The organism is Bacillus sp. RC251, from assembly GCF_044908765.1.
GTDB classification, from domain to species: domain Bacteria; phylum Bacillota; class Bacilli; order Bacillales; family Bacillaceae_G; genus Bacillus_A; species Bacillus_A wiedmannii.
This window is the reverse complement of the sequence record NZ_JBIYDP010000019.1, coordinates 1-24326: the sequence shown is the minus strand read 5'-3', so window position 1 is coordinate 24326 and position 24326 is coordinate 1. Positions and strand designations below refer to the sequence as shown.

At 38.6% G+C, this 24326-nt stretch carries 34 protein-coding genes; 1 reads left to right on the top strand and 33 read right to left on the bottom strand.

All coding sequences use genetic code 11. From position 1 onward, the window contains the following. Positions 1 to 7: 7 nt before the first annotated feature. The 19 genes from ABH961_RS28410 to terL form a co-directional block, all read right to left on the bottom strand. Positions 8 to 1279: a BppU family phage baseplate upper protein gene (locus tag ABH961_RS28410; protein WP_404520502.1), complete on the bottom strand. Its 1272-nt coding sequence runs from the start codon at positions 1277 to 1279 to the stop codon at positions 8 to 10. Continuing rightward, the gene (locus ABH961_RS28405) at positions 1248 to 1442 is read right to left on the bottom strand and encodes a hypothetical protein (RefSeq protein WP_404520501.1); all 195 of its coding nucleotides are present in this window, start codon (positions 1440 to 1442) and stop codon (positions 1248 to 1250) included. The genes ABH961_RS28410 and ABH961_RS28405 overlap by 32 nt, the downstream gene beginning before the upstream one ends. Before the next feature lie 15 nt (positions 1443 to 1457). After that, entirely contained in the window at positions 1458 to 3530 is a 2073-nt protein-coding gene (locus tag ABH961_RS28400; protein WP_404520499.1) for a phage tail protein, read from the bottom strand. A 15-nt stretch (positions 3531 to 3545) separates the two neighbouring features. Further along, positions 3546 to 4367 (bottom strand): phage tail family protein, encoded by an 822-nt coding sequence (locus tag ABH961_RS28395; protein WP_404520497.1) that lies wholly within the window; start codon positions 4365 to 4367, stop codon positions 3546 to 3548. A gap of 5 nt (positions 4368 to 4372) precedes the next feature. Beyond that, entirely contained in the window at positions 4373 to 8113 is a 3741-nt protein-coding gene (locus tag ABH961_RS28390; protein WP_404520495.1) for a phage tail tape measure protein, read from the bottom strand. 74 nt (positions 8114 to 8187) lie between these two features. Continuing rightward, entirely contained in the window at positions 8188 to 8478 is a 291-nt protein-coding gene (locus ABH961_RS28385; RefSeq protein WP_404520493.1) for a hypothetical protein, read from the bottom strand. A gap of 41 nt (positions 8479 to 8519) precedes the next feature. Next, positions 8520 to 8894 (bottom strand): tail assembly chaperone, encoded by a 375-nt coding sequence (locus tag ABH961_RS28380; protein WP_404520491.1) that lies wholly within the window; start codon positions 8892 to 8894, stop codon positions 8520 to 8522. An 80-nt stretch (positions 8895 to 8974) separates the two neighbouring features. Continuing rightward, the gene (locus ABH961_RS28375) at positions 8975 to 9478 is read right to left on the bottom strand and encodes a phage major tail protein, TP901-1 family (RefSeq protein WP_404520489.1); all 504 of its coding nucleotides are present in this window, start codon (positions 9476 to 9478) and stop codon (positions 8975 to 8977) included. 17 nt (positions 9479 to 9495) lie between these two features. Next, positions 9496 to 9912 carry a hypothetical protein gene (locus tag ABH961_RS28370; RefSeq protein ID WP_404520488.1) on the bottom strand — a complete coding sequence of 139 codons (417 nt, stop codon included), beginning with the start codon at positions 9910 to 9912 and terminating at the stop codon, positions 9496 to 9498. A 2-nt stretch (positions 9913 to 9914) separates the two neighbouring features. Beyond that, on the bottom strand, positions 9915 to 10274 hold the full coding sequence (locus ABH961_RS28365; RefSeq protein ID WP_404520486.1) for a hypothetical protein: 360 nt from the start codon (positions 10272 to 10274) through the stop codon (positions 9915 to 9917). Continuing rightward, the gene (locus tag ABH961_RS28360) at positions 10274 to 10648 is read right to left on the bottom strand and encodes a hypothetical protein (protein WP_404520485.1); all 375 of its coding nucleotides are present in this window, start codon (positions 10646 to 10648) and stop codon (positions 10274 to 10276) included. The genes ABH961_RS28365 and ABH961_RS28360 overlap by 1 nt, the downstream gene beginning before the upstream one ends. Before the next feature lie 3 nt (positions 10649 to 10651). Beyond that, positions 10652 to 11458 (bottom strand): hypothetical protein, encoded by an 807-nt coding sequence (locus tag ABH961_RS28355; protein ID WP_404520483.1) that lies wholly within the window; start codon positions 11456 to 11458, stop codon positions 10652 to 10654. Next, positions 11455 to 11811, bottom strand: a complete 357-nt coding sequence (locus ABH961_RS28350; protein WP_404520482.1) for a hypothetical protein — start codon at positions 11809 to 11811, stop codon at positions 11455 to 11457. Before ABH961_RS28350 ends, ABH961_RS28355 begins: the two co-directional genes overlap by 4 nt. Positions 11812 to 11816: 5 nt before the next feature. Next, positions 11817 to 12026 carry a hypothetical protein gene (locus tag ABH961_RS28345; protein WP_404520480.1) on the bottom strand — a complete coding sequence of 70 codons (210 nt, stop codon included), beginning with the start codon at positions 12024 to 12026 and terminating at the stop codon, positions 11817 to 11819. Then, a complete protein-coding gene (locus ABH961_RS28340; protein ID WP_404520479.1) occupies positions 12026 to 13054 on the bottom strand; it encodes a major capsid protein in 1029 nt (342 codons plus the stop codon). Before ABH961_RS28340 ends, ABH961_RS28345 begins: the two co-directional genes overlap by 1 nt. 64 nt (positions 13055 to 13118) lie before the next feature. Further along, positions 13119 to 13502 carry a hypothetical protein gene (locus tag ABH961_RS28335; RefSeq protein WP_098588373.1) on the bottom strand — a complete coding sequence of 128 codons (384 nt, stop codon included), beginning with the start codon at positions 13500 to 13502 and terminating at the stop codon, positions 13119 to 13121. Between the two features lie 14 nt (positions 13503 to 13516). Further along, positions 13517 to 14113 (bottom strand): hypothetical protein, encoded by a 597-nt coding sequence (locus tag ABH961_RS28330; protein WP_404520477.1) that lies wholly within the window; start codon positions 14111 to 14113, stop codon positions 13517 to 13519. Continuing rightward, complete coding sequence (locus tag ABH961_RS28325; protein WP_404520475.1) at positions 14114 to 15658, bottom strand: phage portal protein; 1545 nt, start codon at positions 15656 to 15658, stop codon at positions 14114 to 14116. A 14-nt stretch (positions 15659 to 15672) separates the two neighbouring features. Beyond that, complete coding sequence (gene terL, locus ABH961_RS28320; protein WP_404520570.1) at positions 15673 to 17115, bottom strand: phage terminase large subunit; 1443 nt, start codon at positions 17113 to 17115, stop codon at positions 15673 to 15675. A 460-nt stretch (positions 17116 to 17575) separates the two neighbouring features. On the opposite strand from terL, the gene ABH961_RS28315 reads away from it, so the two are divergent. Continuing rightward, positions 17576 to 18124, top strand: a complete 549-nt coding sequence (locus ABH961_RS28315; RefSeq protein ID WP_404520474.1) for a site-specific integrase — start codon at positions 17576 to 17578, stop codon at positions 18122 to 18124. Positions 18125 to 18581: 457 nt separating this feature from the next. On the opposite strand, the gene ABH961_RS28310 is transcribed toward ABH961_RS28315, so the two are convergent. From ABH961_RS28310 to ABH961_RS28245, 14 genes are all read right to left on the bottom strand, one after another. Further along, on the bottom strand, positions 18582 to 18986 hold the full coding sequence (locus ABH961_RS28310; RefSeq protein ID WP_001185546.1) for a phBC6A51 family helix-turn-helix protein: 405 nt from the start codon (positions 18984 to 18986) through the stop codon (positions 18582 to 18584). Positions 18987 to 19004: 18 nt separating this feature from the next. Then, the gene (locus ABH961_RS28305; protein WP_404520472.1) at positions 19005 to 19223 is read right to left on the bottom strand and encodes a hypothetical protein; all 219 of its coding nucleotides are present in this window, start codon (positions 19221 to 19223) and stop codon (positions 19005 to 19007) included. Positions 19224 to 19380: 157 nt separating this feature from the next. Then, positions 19381 to 20070, bottom strand: coding sequence for a hypothetical protein (locus ABH961_RS28300; RefSeq protein WP_404520471.1), 690 nt, complete (start codon positions 20068 to 20070; stop codon positions 19381 to 19383). Between the two features lie 9 nt (positions 20071 to 20079). After that, positions 20080 to 20373 (bottom strand): hypothetical protein, encoded by a 294-nt coding sequence (locus tag ABH961_RS28295; protein WP_404520470.1) that lies wholly within the window; start codon positions 20371 to 20373, stop codon positions 20080 to 20082. Between the two features lie 83 nt (positions 20374 to 20456). Continuing rightward, positions 20457 to 20852: a hypothetical protein gene (locus ABH961_RS28290; protein ID WP_404520469.1), complete on the bottom strand. Its 396-nt coding sequence runs from the start codon at positions 20850 to 20852 to the stop codon at positions 20457 to 20459. Between the two features lie 43 nt (positions 20853 to 20895). Next, entirely contained in the window at positions 20896 to 21735 is an 840-nt protein-coding gene (locus ABH961_RS28285) for a hypothetical protein (RefSeq protein WP_404520468.1), read from the bottom strand. 3 nt (positions 21736 to 21738) lie between these two features. Next, entirely contained in the window at positions 21739 to 22047 is a 309-nt protein-coding gene (locus ABH961_RS28280; RefSeq protein WP_404520467.1) for a transglycosylase, read from the bottom strand. Between the two features lie 56 nt (positions 22048 to 22103). Beyond that, positions 22104 to 22355 (bottom strand): hypothetical protein, encoded by a 252-nt coding sequence (locus ABH961_RS28275; RefSeq protein WP_404520466.1) that lies wholly within the window; start codon positions 22353 to 22355, stop codon positions 22104 to 22106. Between the two features lie 31 nt (positions 22356 to 22386). Then, a complete protein-coding gene (locus ABH961_RS28270) occupies positions 22387 to 22608 on the bottom strand; it encodes a hypothetical protein (protein ID WP_404520464.1) in 222 nt (73 codons plus the stop codon). Between the two features lie 4 nt (positions 22609 to 22612). Beyond that, on the bottom strand, positions 22613 to 22906 hold the full coding sequence (locus tag ABH961_RS28265; RefSeq protein WP_404520463.1) for a hypothetical protein: 294 nt from the start codon (positions 22904 to 22906) through the stop codon (positions 22613 to 22615). Next, a complete protein-coding gene (locus tag ABH961_RS28260) occupies positions 22903 to 23193 on the bottom strand; it encodes a flagellar assembly protein FliH (protein WP_404520462.1) in 291 nt (96 codons plus the stop codon). Before ABH961_RS28260 ends, ABH961_RS28265 begins: the two co-directional genes overlap by 4 nt. A 10-nt stretch (positions 23194 to 23203) precedes the next feature. After that, entirely contained in the window at positions 23204 to 23539 is a 336-nt protein-coding gene (locus tag ABH961_RS28255) for a hypothetical protein (RefSeq protein WP_404520460.1), read from the bottom strand. A gap of 52 nt (positions 23540 to 23591) precedes the next feature. Further along, positions 23592 to 23816, bottom strand: coding sequence for a hypothetical protein (locus ABH961_RS28250; RefSeq protein WP_404520459.1), 225 nt, complete (start codon positions 23814 to 23816; stop codon positions 23592 to 23594). Positions 23817 to 23904: 88 nt separating this feature from the next. Beyond that, complete coding sequence (locus ABH961_RS28245) at positions 23905 to 24084, bottom strand: hypothetical protein (RefSeq protein ID WP_404520458.1); 180 nt, start codon at positions 24082 to 24084, stop codon at positions 23905 to 23907. Between the last annotated feature and the right edge of the window lie 242 nt (positions 24085 to 24326).

Here is a 24326-nt window from a genome sequence, read left to right as displayed (position 1 = left end):
ACCGCCTTTAAACAATGTAAGTAAGGGCAAATCTATATAATGATACTACAGCTTCAATTCCTTCAAGGTAGATGTCTCCATTTGGTTTTACAATTACATAACCAGTTTTAAGCACTAAACCTTGGAAATAGTCGCAAGTAAATAGCATTTCTCTATCCGGTCTAAATATTGCTGGCACATTAGCGATAACCTGTTTATCTTTGAAATCAGTAATCGCACAAACTATATTAACAACATTACCTGAACGCTTAATAGCGGATGCTGGCTGTGAACTTTGCTGCTTAACTCCGTTTAGTAGAGTTAATGGTGTCCAGTCAGTGTCTTTATCGTTTCCGTTAACATTTACCCATCCTTGCCATTCTCCGCCGTTTATATAATTCGTCCAAATCTTATTGCGAAAGTCAGTTGCTATAATGTACCCGTACCTAGTTCCATGTAAGTTAACGAACCCTCGAAGACCTGCATTTGAAGGTACATTCTTTGCAGACCCAGCGGCGTAAATTGTACGAAAGCCTCGACCTGCATCTAATGCCATTTGTAGGATGTCATTAGATGCATCCTTTGCCTGAATGATAGCATCACCGTTAGGTTGAGCTATATCAGTAAACACTTCTGTTTTCTTTAGGAGGTTCGTGTCACAAATTACGTTAAACCCTCCAGTAGTTGAACCATTGACCTGAAGTGTCCTAGTATCGAGTTTATACTCTAAAGGGATAGCACCATTCTTAGAATCAAAGAAGGCAACATTGTTCTGTGAGTTCATCCCTATTTTAAAATTAGTTACACCATCTACCATGAAGTCGATATATCTTGGAACCGTTGGAGTCTTATCTATTTTAAGGTCACCTGTCATAGTTCCACCAGACTTTTTAACAACGTCCGCCTTATCGACCGCTAGTTGCAAAGCATCAACCTGTTTTTTAATCTTATCAAACTCTGCAATATAGTTTTCCAGCTGAATACTTCCGCTTTTCACATCACACCCTAATGAAAGTCGTATATCCTGCGTTGTAAATCGTTCCGTTCCTTTTTCAAAAGCGAAATAGCCAATCCATACACCAGAACTTGATACAGCTTCTTTAGAAACGGTATACTCAAACACTCCATCTTTTATATTCGTAACCACCGCATTATCACGTACAAAAAAGCCTAGTGGACTGATAGCTTCGTAAAATACTGCAAATCCTGTGAGATCTACTGACTTCCCGCGTTCTCTCAGATTACCAATAACCTTAAATCCGTTTCGGTCATTCTCCCTCGCTTTGATTGTTATCGGCATACTCTGGTTGGACAGGTCCAGCACTAACGTTTCCGTTCTCATTGGCAGCTCCTTTCTGCAGTAAAATTAATTGTGCTTTTAATACTGCGTTCTCTGTTTCTGTAGCTACTAATTTTTCTGCTAACATACCATTTGCCACTCTTAAAACATCTACTTCATTCATGATCACACACACCTCCTACTTTCTTTCTAGCGCTTCGATACGAGCAAACGCATTATCTATACGCGCAATTTGCCAGCCTAAGGCTGAGGCATCTGCCTTACCACTTACAGCATTCGCCGCATTAACAGCTATTTTATTTACTTCTTCCACACGACCAGAAGCCCAATCAGCAACTCGTCTTGCTTCTCCAGCTTTAAAATCCGCATCCGATATCGCTTTGAACTTCAAACCGATGTCTTGACCATTAATCCAACCAATCCAAGCTTCTTGCCATCTGTGTGTGGCTGTTCCGAGTGAACCATTCCCGCTTGTCCAAGGACGAATTGCCGCACCACCTCTATCACCTTCACCTGGTACAATCGTCCATTCTTCGCCTTTCATTGCTCCTTCGATTTTAGAAAGTGGTGAGGCATCGAACCTGACAGGGTGGTGAAATTCTGCACGAGCCTCTACTCGCATTTTTTCAGAGGGTATGATATACAATGTCGGTGGGCGCATATATACATCACCATATCGACTTTCAATATAAATTGAGTTACCAAAAGAACCATCTGCTGCACGTTTACCGAAAGCTAAACCAGTTGCTACACCTTCCGCTTCTGATACGCCAAAATAAGTAATTTCGGCGGAACTACCATCTGCTTGACGTGTTTTCGCTTGTGCAATTTGAGTCACTAGTTTTCCTGTCTCAGAATAAAAGTCAATACCAGAACGATCTAAATTGATTCTAAATCGATTGTTACGGCTTCGAAGAATGCCCGAAACAATATCATCAGCTTTTAAATTGATTACTTTTACATCCTCAGCGTCAATCGTTCCTGATCGTATGTTATTCGCACTGAAATAACCAACTATACCTACTGATGCCACTAGTCCTTCATACGTTAGCGCTTCTTTAAATGTCTGGCCACCATCACGACTAATACCAATTCCCGCACTATTGAATGCTACAAGGTTGTTTTGGTTTTTTGGATCTATAGCAAGAATCCCATTTTCGAACGTCAGCGCTGTTTCAGCTGACTTGATTGCTGCAGAAGCACGTTTCACACCATCGTCCAAAACGTTATATTTTACTTTTCCGCTGTCATCAATAATTTCAGAAAGTGATTTATCGATTGCTGACGTAATGGCATCTGAAAAATCTTGGTTTATATTCGATAAGGTGACTTTTGTCCTAATCAGTTCTAAGTTTTCATCATACTCTTCTTCAATTGCTACAATACGTGTCTCTACATCAATATTCATCGGCTCATAGATAAGAAAAACACGATCACCTTCGTTCGGTACGATATACGGGTATCCAGCTTTTCTTAAATCTACGAAATCAATCGTGATACTTATCAGTGGCATATCTTGTAGATCGTTTCGAAGTCGCTCATCTAATCCAGAAACAGTTGTGTATCGGTCATCGTCTACAAACGGCGCGTCTATTTTGCCGAAGATTTTTATGTTCGGACTTGTGTATTCGCGCATTAAGCCGTCCTTACCGTACCCTCGAATATAAGTTGCTAGATTCGTAGTATCGACAATACGTTCAAACGTTTTTATATTAAAGTTGTATCTGAATTGAAAGTCTGTATCTTCCCCAATTTGAGTACGAAAAGTAACCAGATTCCCTTTTACAGTCATCTCTGCTTTATAACGCTTCAATGCTTTCTGTAATAACGCTAGCCTATTTTCACCACCAAAATTTTCCCAGCTTTTTGCGTAAAACGCATCAATTACAGCTGTTTTATAACCTGTCCCTTCAAATACAAAGTCCAGAGCTGACTGAAAAGTCATGCTACCTGAATATTTTTCGTACTTCTGTTTTCCTTTTAAATCTACATAGAATTTATGAATAGCTTCTGCTTGCTTATAAAACTTACGTCCCATGTTCCTTTCTTTTAAGAGCTTGATTACATACTCCTCGTCTTCAAATTCAATTACACTCTCTTCTTTTGTTATAGGGAATGCAACTTGATTTTCTTTATAAGGAAAAAGAGAGAAACTTAATGTCCTCTCTCCATTTACTAAACGCTTACGGGTGAAGCCTTTAAAACCTACTAATGGCTCAGAATTACCCGTAAGATCAGTAACCATTAACATAACTGTCACCCGCCTTTATCTATAATAAAAATCAAAACCAAACTGTATCTCAAAAGGAACTGTAGTGCCTGATAGCTGAAATTCATTCCAACCTGGAGCTAACGTAATAAGTTTTCTATTTGTATCTCTGAAAATACTCAGGCTGTTTTTTGTACTTCGTACACCAGATAGTAAAATCACATCATTTGCGGATGTTGTTTTGTTATATGACCATATATCACCAGTTGTCATGTTTTTAATTGCTAAATTATTCGACGCACCTTTGTACCTGATTTCGAAGTTCATATACCTTGGGTTCACGTGCACATTCCCAGCATTCAGAACCTTAAAATACGACGTGTTGTGTACATACTTAAGTTCATTCTCCCAGTTCAATCCCATCCCGTAATAAGCAGCATCCTGCGCGTATGTTTCGAAGTCTGGCATTATTGTGTTTAAAGTTGAAATTGCATATGGAAAATTCGCAACAAATTCTACATCAAAAAAACCATAAAAACTTTGTTGATCCAGTCCATAAGAGTTATTGCACTTTACTAGCCATCGTTTGTAAGGAACCCTTGTATCAGTTATATAAAACTCTTCTTCACTTTGGAATATATGAAATATGTCATCCCGCTCTCTCGCGTATGTTTCCATACTTTGCGCTTTCAAATAAAAAGAGCATTCGATTTTTCGTACGTCATCAGTCGTACCTAAATCAACTGCTCCTGGTCTTCCTTCTACAGAATCGGTTTCATGTTTATACGAAGGGGCCGACACTAAAAAATCTCTTGTTGTAATACCAAGTTCCTCGAGATCATAACGTGTGCCGTCTAATCTTTCAACAATTGTATTCATTATGTTCACCCCTTCATATAAGATTTGATAGTAAATTTATCTTTTTGCATATCGTCAATGTACTCCTCTGATGCTCTAGCTACTTCGTAACCGTCCATAACCGTTACGTTTTCGATAATCAATGTACGATTCGACTGAGTGCTCTCGGTGTTGCCATTACGCCCACTACTCGACCCATACACCGAAGGCGCTATGGATTTTGCTACCCCTGTACTTACAGATCCTGTGTCTACTGCTAACATTTCCGGCTTCATCCACTCAGTCATCTCTCCTGTTGTTCTTTGTACTGCACTTTTCATCGAGTCAATACCGTTAATCCAACCTTTCATCATGTTTACACCAATGAAATCCCTGAACCAACGAGACGGAGAGTGAATTGATAACAGTCCTGAAATTTTATCCTTGATTCCGTTTCCGATTTCCGTAATTTTGCCCCAAATAGCGCCAGCCATTCCACTTATACCATCTAAAAGCCCCTGCATCATATTACGACCAATATCTCCTAAATTGATCCCACCTAAGAAGGATGTTACATTATTAAATATTTGAGTCACCGTGTTATAGATAGCGTCTAGAATGCTAGAGGTAGCGGAGCTTGCTGCGTTCCACATCGCAGAAATAATACTGCCTGCTGCAGACATTGTAGATGAAATTACCGAACCTATACCTGAGAAAATTGAGCTTACTAGAGAACCAATTGCCGATAGAACACTAGAAAAAATGGATTGCACTAAATTTAATCCCGAAGTCACGACCGCTTTTATTAAATTTATCGCTCCTTGGATTATGTTTCCAATTAGTGACATTACATTTGATGTTATCCCTTTTACTGCGTTCCATGCTCCACTCCAGTCCCCTTGTAGAACCGAAGTAAATACCTTTATGATATTGGTTATAATTCCAATCACAGATGTGATTATACCCATAATAGCCGGGAATACTGCTTGAACAACTGACAAAATAAATTGAATCGCGGGAATAACTACACCTGTTATGATCGTCGCTAAACCTTGTATAATCGCAACCGCTACAGGGATTGCCGCTTGAATAATCGAAACTATTACTGGAAAGACCGCTTGAACAATTTGTAAGATCAAAGGTATCACAGTTGTGGCTATGATAGAGATTACTTGTCCTAGTAATTGAATGATCGGAATCGCGACCGATATTGCCGCCGATATGATTGCCGCTATTATTGGGAAAACAGCCTGAACTGCTTGCAAAATAATCGGAATAACTGAAGTAGCTATAATTGTCAGGATTTCTCCAAATCCTTGTATCAACATGCCTGCTATACTAAATGCAGCTTGAACAACTTGTAGAATAATTGGGAATCCAGTTTGAAATGCTTCGATAAATACCGGTAAAACCGTAGTTGCAAACTCAGAAAACATTTGAGATAAAAATTGGATACCTTCATTAATCAATGGCATAATGTTAATTGTTGTATCCGCAAACATTTTAATAAGATCAGTTACCATTGGCATAACCTGTTGCATAATTTGACCAAATCCCGTGAACATTTCAGTCGCAATTGGTACCACGGCTTTTACAACCTCGCCAAATAGATTTGCGATAGTTGAGCCAAGTTCACCGAACGCCGCACCTAATTCAGCGAGAGCTGGTCCTAATGTAGCAAAGCTTTCTGCAATAACTTGTCCAGTCTTTTGGAACTCTGGTGCTAATGGTGCAAATGCATCTATAATTCCTTGTGCCAGTGAAGTGATTATTGGCATGATAACCGAAGCGACCGCACTAAACACGCTCTGGATTGATTCCCAAGCTGACATTAATGCTGCTTTTGCCTGATCATTCGTATTCACAAGTTTAAAAATTGTAGCACCTAATGAAGCGACAATTGCGATGACCCAACCGACAGGACCAGACACACCTAAAAACGATAACCCTAACCGAACGATTAAAGGTGTTAAAGTAGCGATTGTGTTACCGATTGAAGAAAATGAAGCTTTAATAAACTCTACAACTGGCGAAATCGCGGAACTAATCCCTGAAAATTTTGCGCTGATCCCCTCGATAGCTGAACCAAAAGCACCGCCAATCATCTGTCCAAGTCCACTAAACTTCGCTTTTACGGACTCAAAAAAAGCACCTATCGCGCTACCCATCGTTGAAAATTTAGCGGGGATTGTCGCAAGATACGCACCAAATGAGTCTAGAGCCGATTTCATTGCTTGTACAGCTGAAACAGTAACGTTTTTAATGGATTCCCAAGCACTATTCATTGCGTTATGGACTGTCTCGTTATGTTTGTATAGTTGAACTAGTGCTACACCTAATAGCGCTATTATCCCGATCGCTATGCCAACAGGACCTAAAAGCGCTGCAAGAACAGTGCCTAAAATTGTTACACCTTCTACTAGCACACCAATAATTGAACCTAACTTACCTATTACTAAGAATAATTTTCCGAATACAACTAATGAGCTACCTATACCACTGATTAAAAATCCGAATGCAGCCATAAAAACAGTAAACGCCGCTCCAGCTGTAACTACTGTTGCGATTGTTGTTTTCATCGTTGAAGACAGTCCATTAAACCAATCAGCTGCATTTTTAATAGCGTCTGCCACTACTGAAATAGCTGGTGCTAAGGCATCCGTAAAGGCACGGGCTGCTACGTCAACAGACGATTGCATTTTGACAACCGCTCCTGCCCAACCTTCGAGCATTGAATCCGCTGCCTTTTTCGAAGCACCGTCCGATTTAATGAGTGACTGTGTTAGTTTATCGATTTTCTCTGGTCCGGCTGAAACAAGCGCCATCATACCGGAAACGGCTTCCGTACCAAATATCGTAGCTAACGCTGCACCTTTCTGGGCGCTTGTCATTCCATCCATACCTTTTTGTAATTCGCCAATAATTTGAGAAAGTGACTTCATGTTACCGCTACTGTCGGTCGTAGTAACGCCGAGTTCCTTCAACATGTTAGCGGCTGCTTTCGGTGGTTTTACTAAACGGAGCATTGCCGATCTTAACGCTGTACCAGCCGTTTCACCTTTGATACCTGCATTAGACATGATACCGACAGATGCTGCGAGTTCTTCCATTCCGATACCTAATTGGGCTGCTGGGCCCGCTGCATACTTAAATGCGTATTGCATATCGTACACGCCTGCTGCCGTTGCGTTTGCCGCTTGAGCAAGTACGTCTGCAACGTGTCCACTATCCTTAGCTTCCATACTGAACGCATTTAATGCGGATGTTATCGTATCAGCCACCATTCCGAGATCTTCGCCGGAAGCTGCTGCCGCTGATAAAACGCCAGGTAACGCAGCGGTTGATCGCGCTGCGTCAAATCCTTTTGCTCCTAACTCTGCGTATGCGGCTGCGACTTGCCCAGTTGAATATACAGAACTCGTCGCCATTTCCAAGATATCTTTCTTAACTTGTCCGTATGCTCCACCTGTTAGCACAGCTGCTTTTCTCGTTTGCTGTTCGAATTCCATTGAGTTCTTAATCATGCTACCAAAAGCTTTACCAGAAGCGTATGCAAGTGGTGCAAATGCCGTTGTCATACTTTGACCAACCGATTGTATCCTACGTCCCATTTCTTGCGCTTGATTACCTACGTTTTGAAACGTTCGCTGCCAACCCGACATATCAGGCGGCGGAGGTGGCGCTGGTCTAGGTATCGGCGGGATTGTTGGCATAGTTGGAGCCGGTATGTTTATCGGTTGACTTACTGCTTGCTGAAAGTTGCGCCAAAGCTGTGTAGCCTGTGTCAAACTACTCCGTAATGACGATATATCCGCTAGTAGTTGTACTTCTACTCTATTTTGACTAATTTGTATTCACCGCCTTATCCGTTCTGACTTCGTAACGCTCGTTCGATATCATCGAATAACGACTCATTGGCGTGAATCTTTTTCGTAAGTTGCTCACGCTCTTTTTCACGCGCTTCAGCCATTTTTGCATTCTCAGGACGCTTGTATATGTCGTCTAGGCTCTTTACCTTCTCACTTTGAGCATTTCGGTAAAATAGCGCTTGAACACTTGCAATCTCGTAAGTATCTAAAAGACGCTCACGATATCCGGTAAGCATAATGTGGTATTCCTTAATACTTATCCGTTTAGATTCAAGCGTTGACATACCGAAATACCGAAAGCAATCCGCTTGTAAGTCATCGATGTTTATTCGAATAGGCTCTCGAATGCTTTCTTCTGTTCCTCGCCCATGCTCGCTAGTAATTTGTTCACTGTTTTCTTGAAGAAAAAACTATTTAGAACTACCGCCTTATTTACCTTTAAGATGTCATCGAAAGATAACTCTTCGGATAGTAATTGACGTTCAATTTCTGCCTCGATATCTTTTCGTGTAATACCTTCACCTGTATGGATTAATCCGTAATAAATCACATCAACGAAATCTTCAAGACCGCCTTGCATTGCTTTTTGTACAAATTCGAATGGACCACCATTACTATCAATTAATTTGATTGCTTCAAAACCGTATTTAAGTTCATGTTCTTTTCCTTTCACTTCAAAACGTGTATATGATTTAGTCATTTATAAAAACCTCCGTTAATTTAGTTATATTTATTTACAAAAGCAAAAGGCGAAGTTTCCTCCGCCTATTCATCAATTCTTTATGGTTGAACGACTGATCCGTCAGGTGCTCCTGGTGGGATTGTTGTAATTTTACTTACAGACAGACCACCGTTTAACTTCGCCTCGATAGAGTACTTCGAGAATTCCTCATTTTCATGCGAAAGCTCGACGCTGCTTAACATAAATGTTCCGCTTTTTGATTTATATTCACCCGCTTTTGCACTTCGTAAGGAAACCTCGTGGATCTTAACGAGCTTTTTGTTTGTAATTGCTTCCTCAATATAATCAAGCGCTTCGTCACCTTCTGTACTCACACCTTCGATAGATACAGACTGTGTTACATCCCCGTAATCACTACCAGATTTGTCTTTTGTTTTTAATTCAATTTCACCAGCTTCAATAGAACGTGAACCTGACGTTTGATTAAATAATCGGACTGTTTTCGAAGTACCCGTAACTTGTGGAATGTCGATTAAATATAACGTTTCTTTTCCTTTAAACTCAGGTGATGCCGCTTGTGTTGTTACTGTTGTTTCAGCCATCCATATTCCTCCTTAATCTAAATCGTAATTGTGATAAAGCTGAGGTGTTTCGTTGTGACTTGAGTTCCATCCGCTTGTGGAATCGGCTCACCCGACGAAACTTCTGCATATAAAAAACCGATTAGTGTAGGTACCTTTGAACTTGTGTTGTACAAGTCGATAGGGCGCCTTTCTAGTCGGTCAATGATCTTATCTTGTAATTCATTTCGGTTAGATACTGTATCGGAATACACTCCAATTTGTATTAAATGTCCTTTAGCATAATTATCTTTCGAATATCTATCTATCTTGTCTATTAAAGACTCAATCGTCAGAAACGGCTTTTGTTTTCCCGATATAGAAACACCGTCATATATCCAGGTAGTAGGTGCGAATTCTTCTAACGCTTTTCTCAGTGAGTACATTACGTTATTTACTGTTTTTAGCGTCGCCATCGTTATAGACCTCTCGCTGTTCGTTGAATCGCTTTTTCTAAGTCAGTAACTAATGGTTGCTCACCTTCGAACATAGTTTTACGCATAAAACCTTTTTTCGTTCTGTGCGTGTATTCTTGTACGGCTGCGTATTCAACGTCTGAACCATATAACCATCCTGTTTTATCTCCGTTTAACGGTTTTACACTTGGTGGAATACTTCCTGCTAAATTACCTGACTCAACAGGTGCTCTGTTAGAAGCTGTATTCGCTTGTAATCTCGCATGCTTTTCTACGGTATTCGCAACTGGTGTTTTATAACGATCAGGATTATTCATACGATAAATATCTTCGAGACCTTTAATTCTAGCGCTTACCTTCATTAAATCACCCTCTTTACGACTACTTCCCGGCGGTTGGCTCCGCCTAATCCTCGTTCATCAATCAACATGATTACGTATTTAATACCGTTTTTTTCGAGGTAATTGACGTCATTTAAATTGATATCGAGATGGAAAGTAACAAGTGCTTCCCCTTCTTTTACGTCAGTTCCTAAAAACTTTGCTTTATCTTCTAATGTGAACTTTTTCCAAACGACTTGCACCGTTTCTTGAATATCTGCTCCCGGAATTTTTTCTCCTGTAATTGGATCTTCTTCCGTGGTACCTTTGCACCACAGAAGAATAGATTCACGACGATTCTGTTCAATTAATTCACGATTAGCTCGGATTTGTTCGATGTCCTTTTCAGTTAACACTCGTTATTCCTCCTCTCCGATAATATAATTTAAACGAGATGAACATTGCGGATGCGGATTGATTAGTTGAGCTAGCAAACTTTCAGGAATTTGTTTTGGATATCTTCCTGCCCCTAATCCATAAGCATCACGCCTAGCTAATTTGTAACACATATGCTTTGAGTGATAACGGTGTCGATGTCCGTTATCAATAATCTTGTAACCTGTAACAATATCACTCTCGTTACCGTTATAAATAGTAGCTGCCCGGTGTGTATTATTACTTTCCGTAATTGCTACACGTTCGACTTTCCATTTCTCATTATCATGTACTTCTCGTATTTTTTGAGAAATCGAACTAATACTTTCACCTTTTAGCACAGCTGGTCGTATTACTTTTGTTAACTCCGCTCGCATATCACCAGCTAAGTTCCAAACGCGATCAGACAGGATTAAACCATCCTCGCCTCTCCGTTTTAGCATATTCCTCACGATTTGCTGATTTAAGGAATCTACATCCTTTACTTCCAATGGAGTCTCAGCAAGTTTAGAACTCGTCCATTTCGATGTATCACTGATCATCTTTTCAAACGACACTCCTGCTTGCTTACGAAATTCCTTTTCATAAAAGTCTAAATCTCGTAATAAAGCATTCAATCTACCTCGTTTAATAACACCATCTTTTTGGTAGTCATTAATTAAGTCCAATAAAAAGAGACGGATCAGCATAATTGTAGCTACTGTCTCTTCTACTTGTTTTTCATTCTCTTTTTCGTATTGCTTTGATATTTTATCAAGCGTTTCATCAAATTCTCGCTGTAAATCACTCACGGACGATCAACTCTTCTAGCAATTCGAAAGTTAGAGCCTGTACCGTCATATTCTGCTCTTTTGCTGCTCCATAAGTCGTAATAATGTTGCGCTAAGTCACGGTAATTCTTCGATACGTTGGATTTATCAACGCTTTCTTCACCATCCGTATATTTGAACGATGACGCTTCAGTCGTTGCTTTCGCCATTAAATCTACATAGCGATAATAAAACGTAACTAACTGCGCTTGTTTATCGTTAAGAACGGTTAGCGACGAAAAGCTATTTGCTAATAAAGTCTCATCAAAAAGCACTTCGTCGGCTTGCAACCGTTGTTTCAATTCCTCTACGCTAATAAAACCTTCCGTCGCCATAGCCGTCACTCCTCTGTAGTTACTTTAGGGGTACGCTTGCGTGTAGTGGGCTTTTTCGGTGCTGACTCACCTTTTTCACCCGCATTTGCTTGCGCTTCGATAATTTCGACGTAACCAATCGATGCTAAATACACCGCTGATTTTTCGTTGATTTCAATTTGTGAGCCGATACCGTGTCCATCCACGATACCGCCCACCACTTTGACTTTAGTCATTATTCAGCCGCAACGTCAGCATGGAATAATAACGATGGTTTTTCTACAATTGGGAAACCTGCTGCTGCTACACGGATTACTGATTCGATTGGTTCGAATTTATCGTAAGCACGTAAATCAATACCTGGTTTATAGTCGTTTTCTACTGTTGGGCCATAAACGAAATTACCAAGACCATCTGAAACGAATACAACACGATACTTAGGCATAAATTCAATCACTTCATCTTGTCCTGTGTAGACATTACGTACAGTGATTTTACGTTGTTCCACGATTTGAATTAGTGGTAATCCATAACCACCTAAAACATCGTTAACTTCTGCAATTGATACGCGTGTAGCGCCGTCTTTCGCTACGCCGCGAGCTTCAGCGATAATCCCTTTGTTCTTTTGTAATAACGCTTGTGTTTCACGAGTCATCAGAATAACATCAGCTTTTTTGCCGTTTGTATCAGTGTATTTATCACTCCATGTGATTAAATTACCAATAGCATCAGCATTCGCGTCAGTCCACGCATTTGATCCAGTTAAAGCGACTTTATGATCAGTTGGAATGCCATAATCAACTACGATTTTTACACCGTTTTTGTTGTAATCGAATTTCCCTTTTGTAACAGCTTCTAATTTAGCAATATCTACGCGGCGTTGTAATGCTTTTACTAAGTCCGCACCTTTAACAATTAACTTTTCAATCATTGCTCTATGTTCAGCATCAGAACGCGATTGATTTAATGCAAGTAACTCTTCTTCTGTCGCAATATATTTAAGACCCATTTTAGCAAGTTCACCCATTTTAGAAGCAACTGCATCACGGTCAATTACTGGTGGTTCTGCACCATATCCAATCATTGCGGCAATATGGTTCGTCTTTTTAATTACGTCATATGCGAAAGTCGTTGAGAATACTTGATCATTTGGTAAGAAACGGTCCGCTAATGTTGGAGCGTCCTGTTTTTCCTTTTCTAATGCATCAACTAACCCACGTAGTGCTGGCTTTTGAAATTCTTTTAATTGAGTAATACCCGACATTTAATTTCCTCCTTATATTTACGTTAAATGGCATAATAAAAAGTCGCTTTGTTTGGCGACTTGATTAGATGTGTTTAACATATCGAATTAATGGTGTTGCTTTCTTGAATGAATCCGTTAAACCTACAAGCTTCGCTTCATAAACTGAACCTTTAACAACTACTTGGCCAACAACTCCATCATTTTTACCATCGCAATCCCAATCGACGTCTAGAATAGCGAACTCATCGAATCCCGGCTCAAGTGTACCTGGTGTTTTCTCTTTATAAGGTTCAAACTTACCTGTAGTAGTGTTACGTGCAATCGCTGTACCACAATCAATGTACTTTGCGCCAAATTTAGCGGCATCTAATGTAGCCCCGCCTTCGATGTATTGTAAATGCTCGCTCGCTAAAATATTTTTACCACTTTTAAATGGTTTTTCAGTAAATTTAGGTGTATAAGGCATTTAATTTCCTCCTCTTATAATTTTCCTTTTGCTTTTAATTCCGCATATAAATTACGACCAACATCTGTTGGATCCTTCGGTTCTGGATTACCTCTTCTAGAATTACCAGGTGAAGGATCAGCTCCAGTTCCTAAAGGTAAAATTACTTGTTTTACAGATTCAAGGAACACTTTTAATTCATCCTCTGAATCACCTTTTAACAAGTCTTTTACTAAAACAACTTGCTCAGGAGCATATCCAGCACCAACTAAGAGTGTTTCCTTCTTAGCATCTAAAGTTTTCACCTTTTCATCAGCTACTTGCTTTTCCAAGTTTTGATATAGCTCTTTATACTTTTCTTGTTCCTCTAAATTTTTACGTTCTGCTTCCTGACGTTCTTTTTCTGCCTTAGCATCCGTTTCTGCTTTCGCATTTGCCAAAGCTTCCGCAATCATCCGCTGAACGTCTTCATCCGTATGTGTCGGTTTTGGTGGGTCATTAGGTGCCGGTGGATCATTTGGCACTGGCGGTTCAGGATTCGGGTCGGAAAAGAATTGTAAGAATCCGTATTTCGAATTTACTTTCGGTGTAAATAATTTAATAGACTTTTGTGTCTTCTTTGATAGAGTCATCTATCCGGTACCTCCTCTATATGGATCTGTATTTTGTCTTGCTCTTTGTTGTTCATTTGAAATTTCTTGTTTCTTCGCTGTTATATTCTCTACGCCTAGACGATTCATCGCACCAGCAATCGATTCAAGTCCTGCTGAAGTCTCTTCCGTTAACAATTGAACTAATTCTTTGCGATTATCCGGTAACGGAAGTACAAATCGTATTTCATTGTCATAATCGTCGCCAATAGATTTAACAATTTCTTTGTCGTAACCGAATATCGGCTTATTAACCCTTGCTTGTAAGTAGCGAATGGTTTTTTCATGCAATTCTTCCAATCTCGGCCCCCATGACAGCCAATGTTCTTCAGTTTCTTGGATAATGTCGTGAAACAGTACGTGTAATGTCTCACTATTCAATCCACCGAAATTCATTTCAGAGGGCACAATTTGAGGTAACGAGGTTATTTCATGCAATGCACCTTTCACCCTCGCATATTGGTCTTTAAATGCATCTTTCCAACGGAAACCACCTTCAACCTTTTTGATATCTGGATTCTTTCCATCCATGCCGCCTTTCGCCTCAAGTACAGCACCTGGAGCTATCCGCATTTTATTCGCGGTCCCATCAGGTACGTTAAATAAGGCTGTCATAGAGAACATTTCGAACTTGAGTGAATCCAAAGCATCTTCATTCATGCTGTTTAAAATGTCAGTTTGCTCTTTCATATCATCAACTTCTGTATTATCGGCGGCCGAGGCACTCAAATCATTCACTGGGAATAACACAACCGGAATGAAATCTATCCCCATTGCTGTTTTAGGCATAATTTGTTTGATAACATTTAGCGCTTTATCATAAATAGCCTCTTCAATGAAGCACTTACCATTTTCTAAAACAAACGTTTGTTTAGATATAACTTCTTCATTATCAAGACGCCTGAAATTAACAAAATGAACAGCTTCTAATTCGTCATAATCATCATCTGAATAAATCGGAATTACTTCTATATCAGGACGGAAAACCCATTTGATTTTACCGTTTTTCGGATTAAAGACGATTTTACAAGCAACCCTGCCAACAATCAGGCGATCTCTTGCCGCTTGTATAAGCTTTTCTCGCATTTTGTTGTCTTTCCAAAGTTTATATAACAATTTTTCATAGTTGTCTGCGCGTTGATTCTCAATCATTTGCTCTTTAGATGGCTCATACTCCATTTGTAGCATCTCTTCAATCGAATCAATTTGCTTTGGAGAAACGGAAATACCATGTTTACCAGCCATTTGCCAACGTGCTTTCTCATTAATCATGACTTTGAAATAGTTCGTAGCATAACGAGTAGGATCGTAATCCAATCCATCCGGTCGAGGTAAATCTCTAGCTTTAACAAGTTGTCCTGTATTTGGATCTACGTGTTGTTTTCCATCGTAGTACTCGTAATATCGAATTTGCCTATTAATACGATTCCAAGTTTCTTTCCCAATAGCTTGCTGCCACGGTGAAAATAGAAGATCATCCATATCTTGAGGATTTAATATATTGTAGTCTGCAATCGGTTGATTCATTGTTCACCTCCTTTCTATCGCATTCTTTTAGCGATAGTTCTTACTATTGTTGAACTATTTCCTGCTGCCGAAACAGCCATTTCTAAACTATCCGGTAAATCATCATGCATATTCGTACCATAGTACTGAAATTGCTCTAATAATAGAGAATGTCTTTTATCAAACTGAATTTCTCCATTTTCAATACGAGGTATCAACGCTTCTATGCGTAATTCCTTATTAAATCGTTGCTTCACTTTGTGCAAACGTGTATCGGCTGGATACCCAACTGATACTAATTTCTTTTGCAACATATCAGCAAAGAATTCTTGAGCCGCTTGAGCTTCAACAGCAATTACATCAGGTCTAAAATGTAATACATCCTTAGTGATTACCTTCATAAACTCATCTGGCTTCACTTTTTCACCATAAGAGCCAATAACATAAATGGTATCGTTCTCTTTATGTTTTGCTACAACTGAAATTGCGGAATAATCACCACGTTGTTTACCCATCGCTAAGTCAACACCCATAGAAATGAAGTATTCTCCATTCAGGAAGTTGCGATTTAACTCTCTATCGCTCCAATAATTGAAATTGTCAGGATTAAATATCATACTTTCTTCATCAATTGGGTTGTTTTGATACTCAGTATTAAATGCCTTGCTACCGTCATCCCACTTGAACTTCATTAATTTAAATAATGGCTGCGCTTCTTCCCATAGAACCTCTGAACCTTCGAGCATTTCGTCATAGTGAGCCGTAAAGAATAATTCAGCATCTCTTGCTCTCGTTTTATTCTCTCTATCCTTATAAATCGACTCACATTCAGCCCACAAATCTTGCCTTGTAGGTGGTGTAATTAACGCCCTGTATTTACGAGATTCAAAATCAGACCGTCGCTCCATGACATCGATTAAAAGTGATTGCGGATGGACTGTCGTACCCATGAATACGATTGCCGTCCGTTTTCCTTCCGGATCGCCTAGTGGAATTACTACCTGAGCGAACCAATCCTTTAGGTCCTGGCGTAATTGAGCCGTATTTGTATTGCTTTTATCTTCCAAGTCATCACATACAATCAAATCTGGGCGTTTACCATTCCAGTTTCGGCCACGTAATGCTTGTCCAGTAGAAACCGCTTGTACTAACGTTAGCAATTTCTTTTCGTCTTTTCCTTTAGGTTCCCAAGCAATGAATTCAGAAGTGTTATCTTTAGGGTTCATCTGCTGTTTATTGTGTAATAACGGTCCGAAATCACGTCGTAGCTTCTCATTGCTTTGTAATTGAAGTTTAATCCACTCTAAATTGGCACTAGATACACTAGGAGTTTCCGAGATTAAGATGATATAGAACCTTTTTCGGTAACATATCTCATGTATCGGGAAAGCCTTTGATAAGTAGGAAGATTTCGCATGAGAACGAGGCGCAGCAACAACTACACGCTTATTTATCTCTTCATTGGACACCACGTTCATGATGTCGCATATATCTTCATGGAAATGCGGTGCATATTCTGTAATGTTGTCCAAATTAAAGTCGTCAGGGACCTTAAATTCAGGAATCCAGTTACCTGTATTGTCTTTATTTCGATTTTCGCCAAAGTAGTTATAAGCAAAGAACAATAGATCAGTCTCGCCACGATTAATGTCCTGGAGACGGTTATATTCATCGATATATGCTTTAAGTTCTAGCTTTTCATCATCAGTCAGTTTGTTTCTATTACGAACTCTAGGAACAATGTATCTTTTTAACTGAGTAATCTTCTCCATACGCTCTTTTCTGCCAAACCATTCTTCATTTATCCAAGCGATATAGACCGCCTCCTTTCATAAATTCATTTGATTCATAAATTCGTTTGACTACGTGTAAAGTAATAGTTATACTGAATGTAACAGAACGATAGTGAATTACATTTAAAATTAAGGAGTGATACATATGGCTGGTGTTGTCCAACCACTTCGTACCAAACGTGATATCGACAAAATGAAAAAAGCGTTAGCCGGGAAGCCACGCGATCTATTGTTGTTTATTATCGGTATCAATTCAGCATTACGTATTTCGGATATCCTTAGATTAAAGGTAAAAGATATTCGTAACAGTGAGTTCGTTACTATGCACGAGAGTAAAACGAGTAAGGCGAAAAGATTCCGTTTAAATGAATCCATTAAAAAAGCCGCTCAGGATCTGATTCCTGAAACAGCTAAGGATAGTGATTGGCTATTTCCTTCTCGAAAAGGAGATAAAGCAATTTCTCGTGTTCAAGCTTATCGCATTTTAAACAACGCTGCTGAAAGAGCTGGAATTAAAGTAGAAATGGGTACACATACTCTTCGTAAAACATTTGCTTATCACGCTTATAAAAAAGGTGTTGATTTAACATTGTTGCAATCCATATTAAATCATTCTAGCCAACGAGAAACATTACGCTACATTGGTATCGTGCAAGAGAATATTGACGATGTATATGTTGAAGTGAATCTGTAAGACTGCATCTTGACGATGTGGTCTTTTTTGTTTTACACTTGCGTAAAGTCAAAAGTTAATTTTGATACGCGGATTTTTAGTGTGCCTGGCGAGCGCCTTTCAATTAATAAGGCCCCGGGGGTTTTATTAATTTGTATATTTAATACGTATTTCCGTATATATAATGTAACAGAAGGATATTCTGTAACATTCAATTACACTCACAAACCTTATTAAACCAACGTTTATGAGGTTTATTTTATTTATTTTTCATTTACTACTTTTATGCATGCGCTATATCAACGTTTGTGGCCTGTGTCATGAGTGCAATTACTGTATAGAATCATGCATAAACTACCGAAAAATTATGAGGGTGTGTCTGTCTAGAGCGAGCGACTGACATCAGGTAAAGACTTGTACACTCCCTAACCTAACTCTTAACCGAGTTTCTTCTATTATATAGCCGCCAAACAACCTATCACTTTACATCCTCTTCTTCTTCAATCCGTTCTTCAAACGATGCAATGTCTTTATCTATTCCCTCATAGTCAATCTTATTAGTAGCATCCTTTGTTTCTACCTCTACCTTATCAACTAACATGCCATTGATCTGTAGTGCCAGTTTAGCCATCGCGGCATTCCCATCTCGAATAGCAATCTCTGATAATGATTCGATTAACTCTGGTAATCTATCCTGGCTATTACGTACCATTTGTTTCTTTAGTTCTCGTTCAAATAGTGGGTCATTACGCCAGTTCTGTATGGATTGTCTAGATACTCCACATATCTTAGCAATCTCATCATTTGTTTTACCGCCCTTATTAGGAAGTGCGAAGTAATTAATTGCAGTTAGGTGTTCTGTATTTAATCGTTTAAGCGCCATAATTGTACACCTCCTTTCTTATTTACTTTCTAATAATCGATAATAAAAGGTAGGGAATCTTTGCGCCTTTCCTTTATATTCAATGTTTATATCTCCATTGCTAAACATGTGATCTACTGTGAATATTCCAATATGAGCTATATAAACCAATTCGTTCACTTCTGGTAATCTATCATATATACAATTATAGTTTTGGAATACGCTTTTCCAATCTCTAACGTCCTCTACCATCGCCATATTGTGGAGCCTCCTCTATTTAAGGGACAAGATTAAGATATAATTTCATTGGTGAAATGGCTGTATCCCTTGCGGTTCTAAGCGCGAACCTTGTTTTTAGTTGTCCGAGCTATGTCGTCTTTTCGGCTGATTTGTCCGAGTGATGTCGTCTCAGTTATCAATTAACCTTTTGTAATTGAGAATCGCTGTAGCATTTATATACATAATCACGAAACTCTTTCATCGACATTCCGTTAATATTTGCTAAATAGTCGATTAAGCTAAAGAACTTATTATCGTCTAGCTTAAATCTGCATTTATTATCCTCAAACCATTCGAATGGATTTTTGTTGTTTTTACTTGCGTTTAACGTCCTTGACAACGGAATCATATTTTTAAATGTGGTTCCACCATGTCCAGTTGTAATTGCGATGAAATGATCAAGTTCATAGTCAGTGCTACCTGTTAATGCACATGCACCATTAAAGTAAGTAGTTATTTTCTCGATTTGTTCAGGCGTTAATGTATCTGGCAAAGCGTTTTTTCTTGCCCGTCTAATTTGCTTATATGAGTTATGTTTCGCTTTATTTTCCCGTCTACTTTTACGTTGCAATTCCATAAACTTTTCTTTATTTGCAGCGTAGTATCTTCGGTTATAATCTTTGACATGCTCTACGTTACGATTACGGTATTTTTTAGAGTCTTCAGCATCGCACTTTTTACAACAGTTTTTAAATCCGCTAGGTGTTCGCTTGTTTTTACCGAAATTAGTTAACGGTTTCCATTGCTTACATTTACCGCAATCTATACCTGGAACTTCTTCGTCGTTAATTACTTTAATCTCTATTTCCCTACGTTTTCGTGCCATTTCATCACCTCATTTCTTCTCAATGTCTTTTTCTATATCAGTAAGCCTGATAATAAAGCTGTAATCAGGCCCGTATTCATCGTTACCATGATTAATAATTGTGGTTCTTGTAATTACTCTTCCGTTATCTAAGTAAGCATTAAGCTTTTTAATTACCGAGTCCTTATCAATAGGCTGACGAATATGTTCATTTAGTTCATCTAAGCGATTATCAACTTCATAAGATTTCGTTAAAGTTTCTGTTACCCATTCTGATAGTATCTTTCTCTCACTAACGAATTTCCTTAACTTTTCATAATCCATTAATGACCACCTCGTTTCTTCACTATGACACCGTAATTCCTATATAAAATAAAAAAGCAGCTGTTAGGCTACTTTCGTTTTTGTTATCTCCACCATGGCATCCCATTGTTATTAGATGGTTTTATTCCATTATTATATCCATCTAATTTACTTACACCAATAAAGTGTAATGCTTCTTTATATAAATCGCTACACGCTTCAGTTTCCATGTTTTCAAGAATGATTTTCCCTTTAAACACTTCATTATCCTTTTGAGTTACTGCAATAACATCAACTGGAACACCCATTTCAAATCCATTTTCTTTATACGAAGTTGCTGATACCTTCCAGTCCCACTCAATAACATCCATAGATTCTGTAGCACTTATCCGTTCTTTCCTTGTATTCTCGATTAACCTTACCGAAGCTTCCGAGAAACTGATATCCTCACCGTTAATTTTCAATCCTTTGATGTTTTTTGTTATATCTTTAGTAATCATATTCTCATCCCCTTTTTCTTTAAGAATATCATAAAATCCCTTATCATTTCTTCACATTAAACATAGCCTGTAACGTCTTATCTGGTTCACAACCCTTTCGATAAAACACATTTGGATTAAATGTATATCTCTCCGGTTCATTGCCGACCTTTATTCTCGCCACTACATAGCTTCCATCTATCGTCATCTTAGGTAACCTTCGCCCTAACGTATCTGAGTTAATACCAATCGCTTCTGATAATTCCTTACGATTGAACCAACGAATTTTCTTCGGATCTATTTCGGAAGGATTCTCACATAATGCATTCGTGTCATAGTGAATGAATGGTAACATGCGATAAATCAGTCCGATATCAGTCGCTTTTACTTCCCGATATACACGTCTAATCTTTGCTGTGTAGGATTTCACAACGTATCGATTACTAAATACTCCACGAAAATGATAACGAGGATTTACCGCATATACTCCGTCTTCTTCAGTGATAATCCTATATTTCATGCATGCCTTTATAAAATCATAAAAGGAACTTCTCTTATGTTTTAATTGCAATACATTCATCATGTCGTTAGTGGTCATTGCTGTTTTATTCGCATTCACCAACGTGCCACCATCGTAACTAACGTAGCATTGCAGCAACATTAAATAGCCGCATTGCGCAGTAGTTAATACGCTATATACTTCATGGAGTGTATCCATATTAGAAGCTGTGAAGTCAGCTTGCCTACCTATACGGAAGTTTTCTAACTCCATCTTCTCTTTATAAGCATCAGATTGCGTAATACTTATCACTTTATGAGATGAACTTGGTGCTGAAATACGCTTTTCTCCAGATTCATCTACATAAGAAAAAACACTGCCAAAATAGCGGTGTTCATTGGTCATTACCTAGCACTCTACTTTCTTTCTTAATTCTTCTCGAATACGTTCATATTCAGCTTGTTTCTTCTGTAGCTTTATATCTAGTACTTCAGCTTCCTCTTTAGTCTTGCACAATCGAAACTTCCCGTATATCTCTGTTATTTCACCTTGTAACTGGTGCATTTTCCTGTTCGAATAATAACTCACATACTCTGTTTTGCACCCTGGACAGATGAAATAGTGCTTATCTATTCGATTAGGTAAACGCATCTTATGGAAACGAACAGTGAATACATGATTGCACTTTTCACATTGAGCTTTAAATTGTTTCTTCATTTCATCGCCACACCTCTTTACGGTAATCCCTTTATAAATTAAGAAGGCAAACACTTTTATTTTGCGTCAGCCTTCTCTTCTTTCTTATCCTTATTAAAGAACTTCATTACTTTAAATGTCAGTAATACTGGCCAGAACGGGCAGATGATAGCTACAAATAACAACGTCAAAAGAAATTGTATTGCAACTGTCGCTCTTTCTTCTTCTGTTTTCCCATCACTTTCTTTAACTAGCTTTCGTAATGGTCCATATGCTGCGGTTGATACAAACACCATACCAATTGCTATATACAATAAGAAATAAAGCATTTCATCACTCCTTTATAAAATAAAAAAGCACCTATTTTAGCGCTAATTTCTCTTTCTCGTATTCATCAATTAAATATAGTAGTTCAGCATGATGATGCACACCTACAATTTCACGAGCAAAATTAACCTTTTGTGCTTCAGTTAGGTTTTTCATCATACTTATAACAGAATTAATTTCTTCTTTTGTCATCACTAATTTATGGGTTTCACTTGTTTTAATAGCTTCAGCTAATGCTTGCTTTAACTTTTCCATCCACTCACCCCTTAGACTCTGCTCGTTGTTCTAAATACTCCTGGATAACAAGTTCCATCGCTTGTTCTTCTGAAAATCCACCAGCAACTAGTCCTGATTTCATATGGAAAAGCATTTCTCCGACTGTTTTATATCCTTCATATACCTGTTTCAATTGGTCATTCTTAATTTCAGAAAACATATTATCGAAAGGACTTTGTTCACTTCTCGCCTCTTCAATCCCTTTTGTAAATCCCTCAATAAGTGCTTTTCCCATCTTATCTAACTCTTCTGCTAAATTAGCTTGTTTCTTCTTCATCTCTTCTCCTCCTTATCATCACTTAACGCTTTCAACTGTTCCATTTCATTCCTAACCGACTTATCAATATCCAAAGCCCCAACACATTTATTATCATCAAAAACATACACCCCAGAACAAGTCATCATTACTCCTTGTTTATCTGATGTCATTCCTTTATGATGTCCATCCTTATACCCACGAGCGTGCCCTACCTTATGGCCTTGATCGTAACCTTTGTCCCATGCTTCTGTTATCAACTTATTCAGTTGTTTGTCAGTTAATAAGTTAAGCCCTAGCGCTTTCATCCCCTCACCCCTAACAAGTAGCCTTATCTTCACCAAGTTTATCTATGATCTCATCAAATACTTCTGTCCTATCAAATTCTCCCCACTCACTACCACTGTAAATCTCATCACCACATTTACCGCAGATGAGTTCATATTCATATCCAATACATCCGCAACTCGCACCACACGAAGTAGAAGCAGTTTGTTCAACATCATTCTCAGTACTAAAGTGACCACATTTCTTACACTCGATTGTTTTTTCAGTTAGATATTTAGTTATCGCTTCGGCTAATGTACCGTGACAAGTCGTCGTACCGTCCTTATTCTGACTAATAATAACCGAGTCTTTACCGTCCTTACACACTGATATTCCATTCTTATCAAACTTAATTATTCCAGAGATAATACCCATTACCTCACCTCTCGTCCTTTTTACCTAACCCTAATAACTCCCTCATCCCATCTACAACTTCCACATCATTCTCGATAAGCTTACCTTTAACTAAAATGTCTCCGTTAGGTCTAAGTTCCAAGATTGGTTCCCTTACTGCACTGAATGTAATCGAACTTTCTTCACTTAATTTGCGTCCCTTTAAAACTTTATCACTTTGAAATGACAACTTTCCTTCAAGTCCACTCATACCCCTCACCCCTTATCTTTTCTTAACAACAAACAAGACGCCACCCAGATCACGGCAACGCCTACAATAATTGCTATTGGTTTAATCATTATTCACTTTTACCAGCAGTAGCCACTACAATTTGCATTGCTTGCTCTTCGTTGAACCCTGCTAAAGTGAGCTCCTCAAATAGCATTTGAAAATATTTCGCTTGTTGTCTATAAATTGCTTTTACTTCGTCTTCCACTAAAGCCATCCCTTTAGCTGTACCATACAAGAAATCACTCATCAATTATCATCCTCCTAACCAAATGTCCATTTTGTCTATATTCACGTTTAATGTGTAATTTCTATATAACAAAGAAAAAAAGCACCCGTTATGGATGCCTAATCTTAAATATTCTTATTCAACCACCTGGTCTTGTTTCTGCCATATCAAATCCCTCCCCATTTCATTATACAAAATAAAAAGCCATCACCGAAGTGACAGCTTTCTTTCAAGGGGATGGGAGAAACATTCACGAAAGGGGA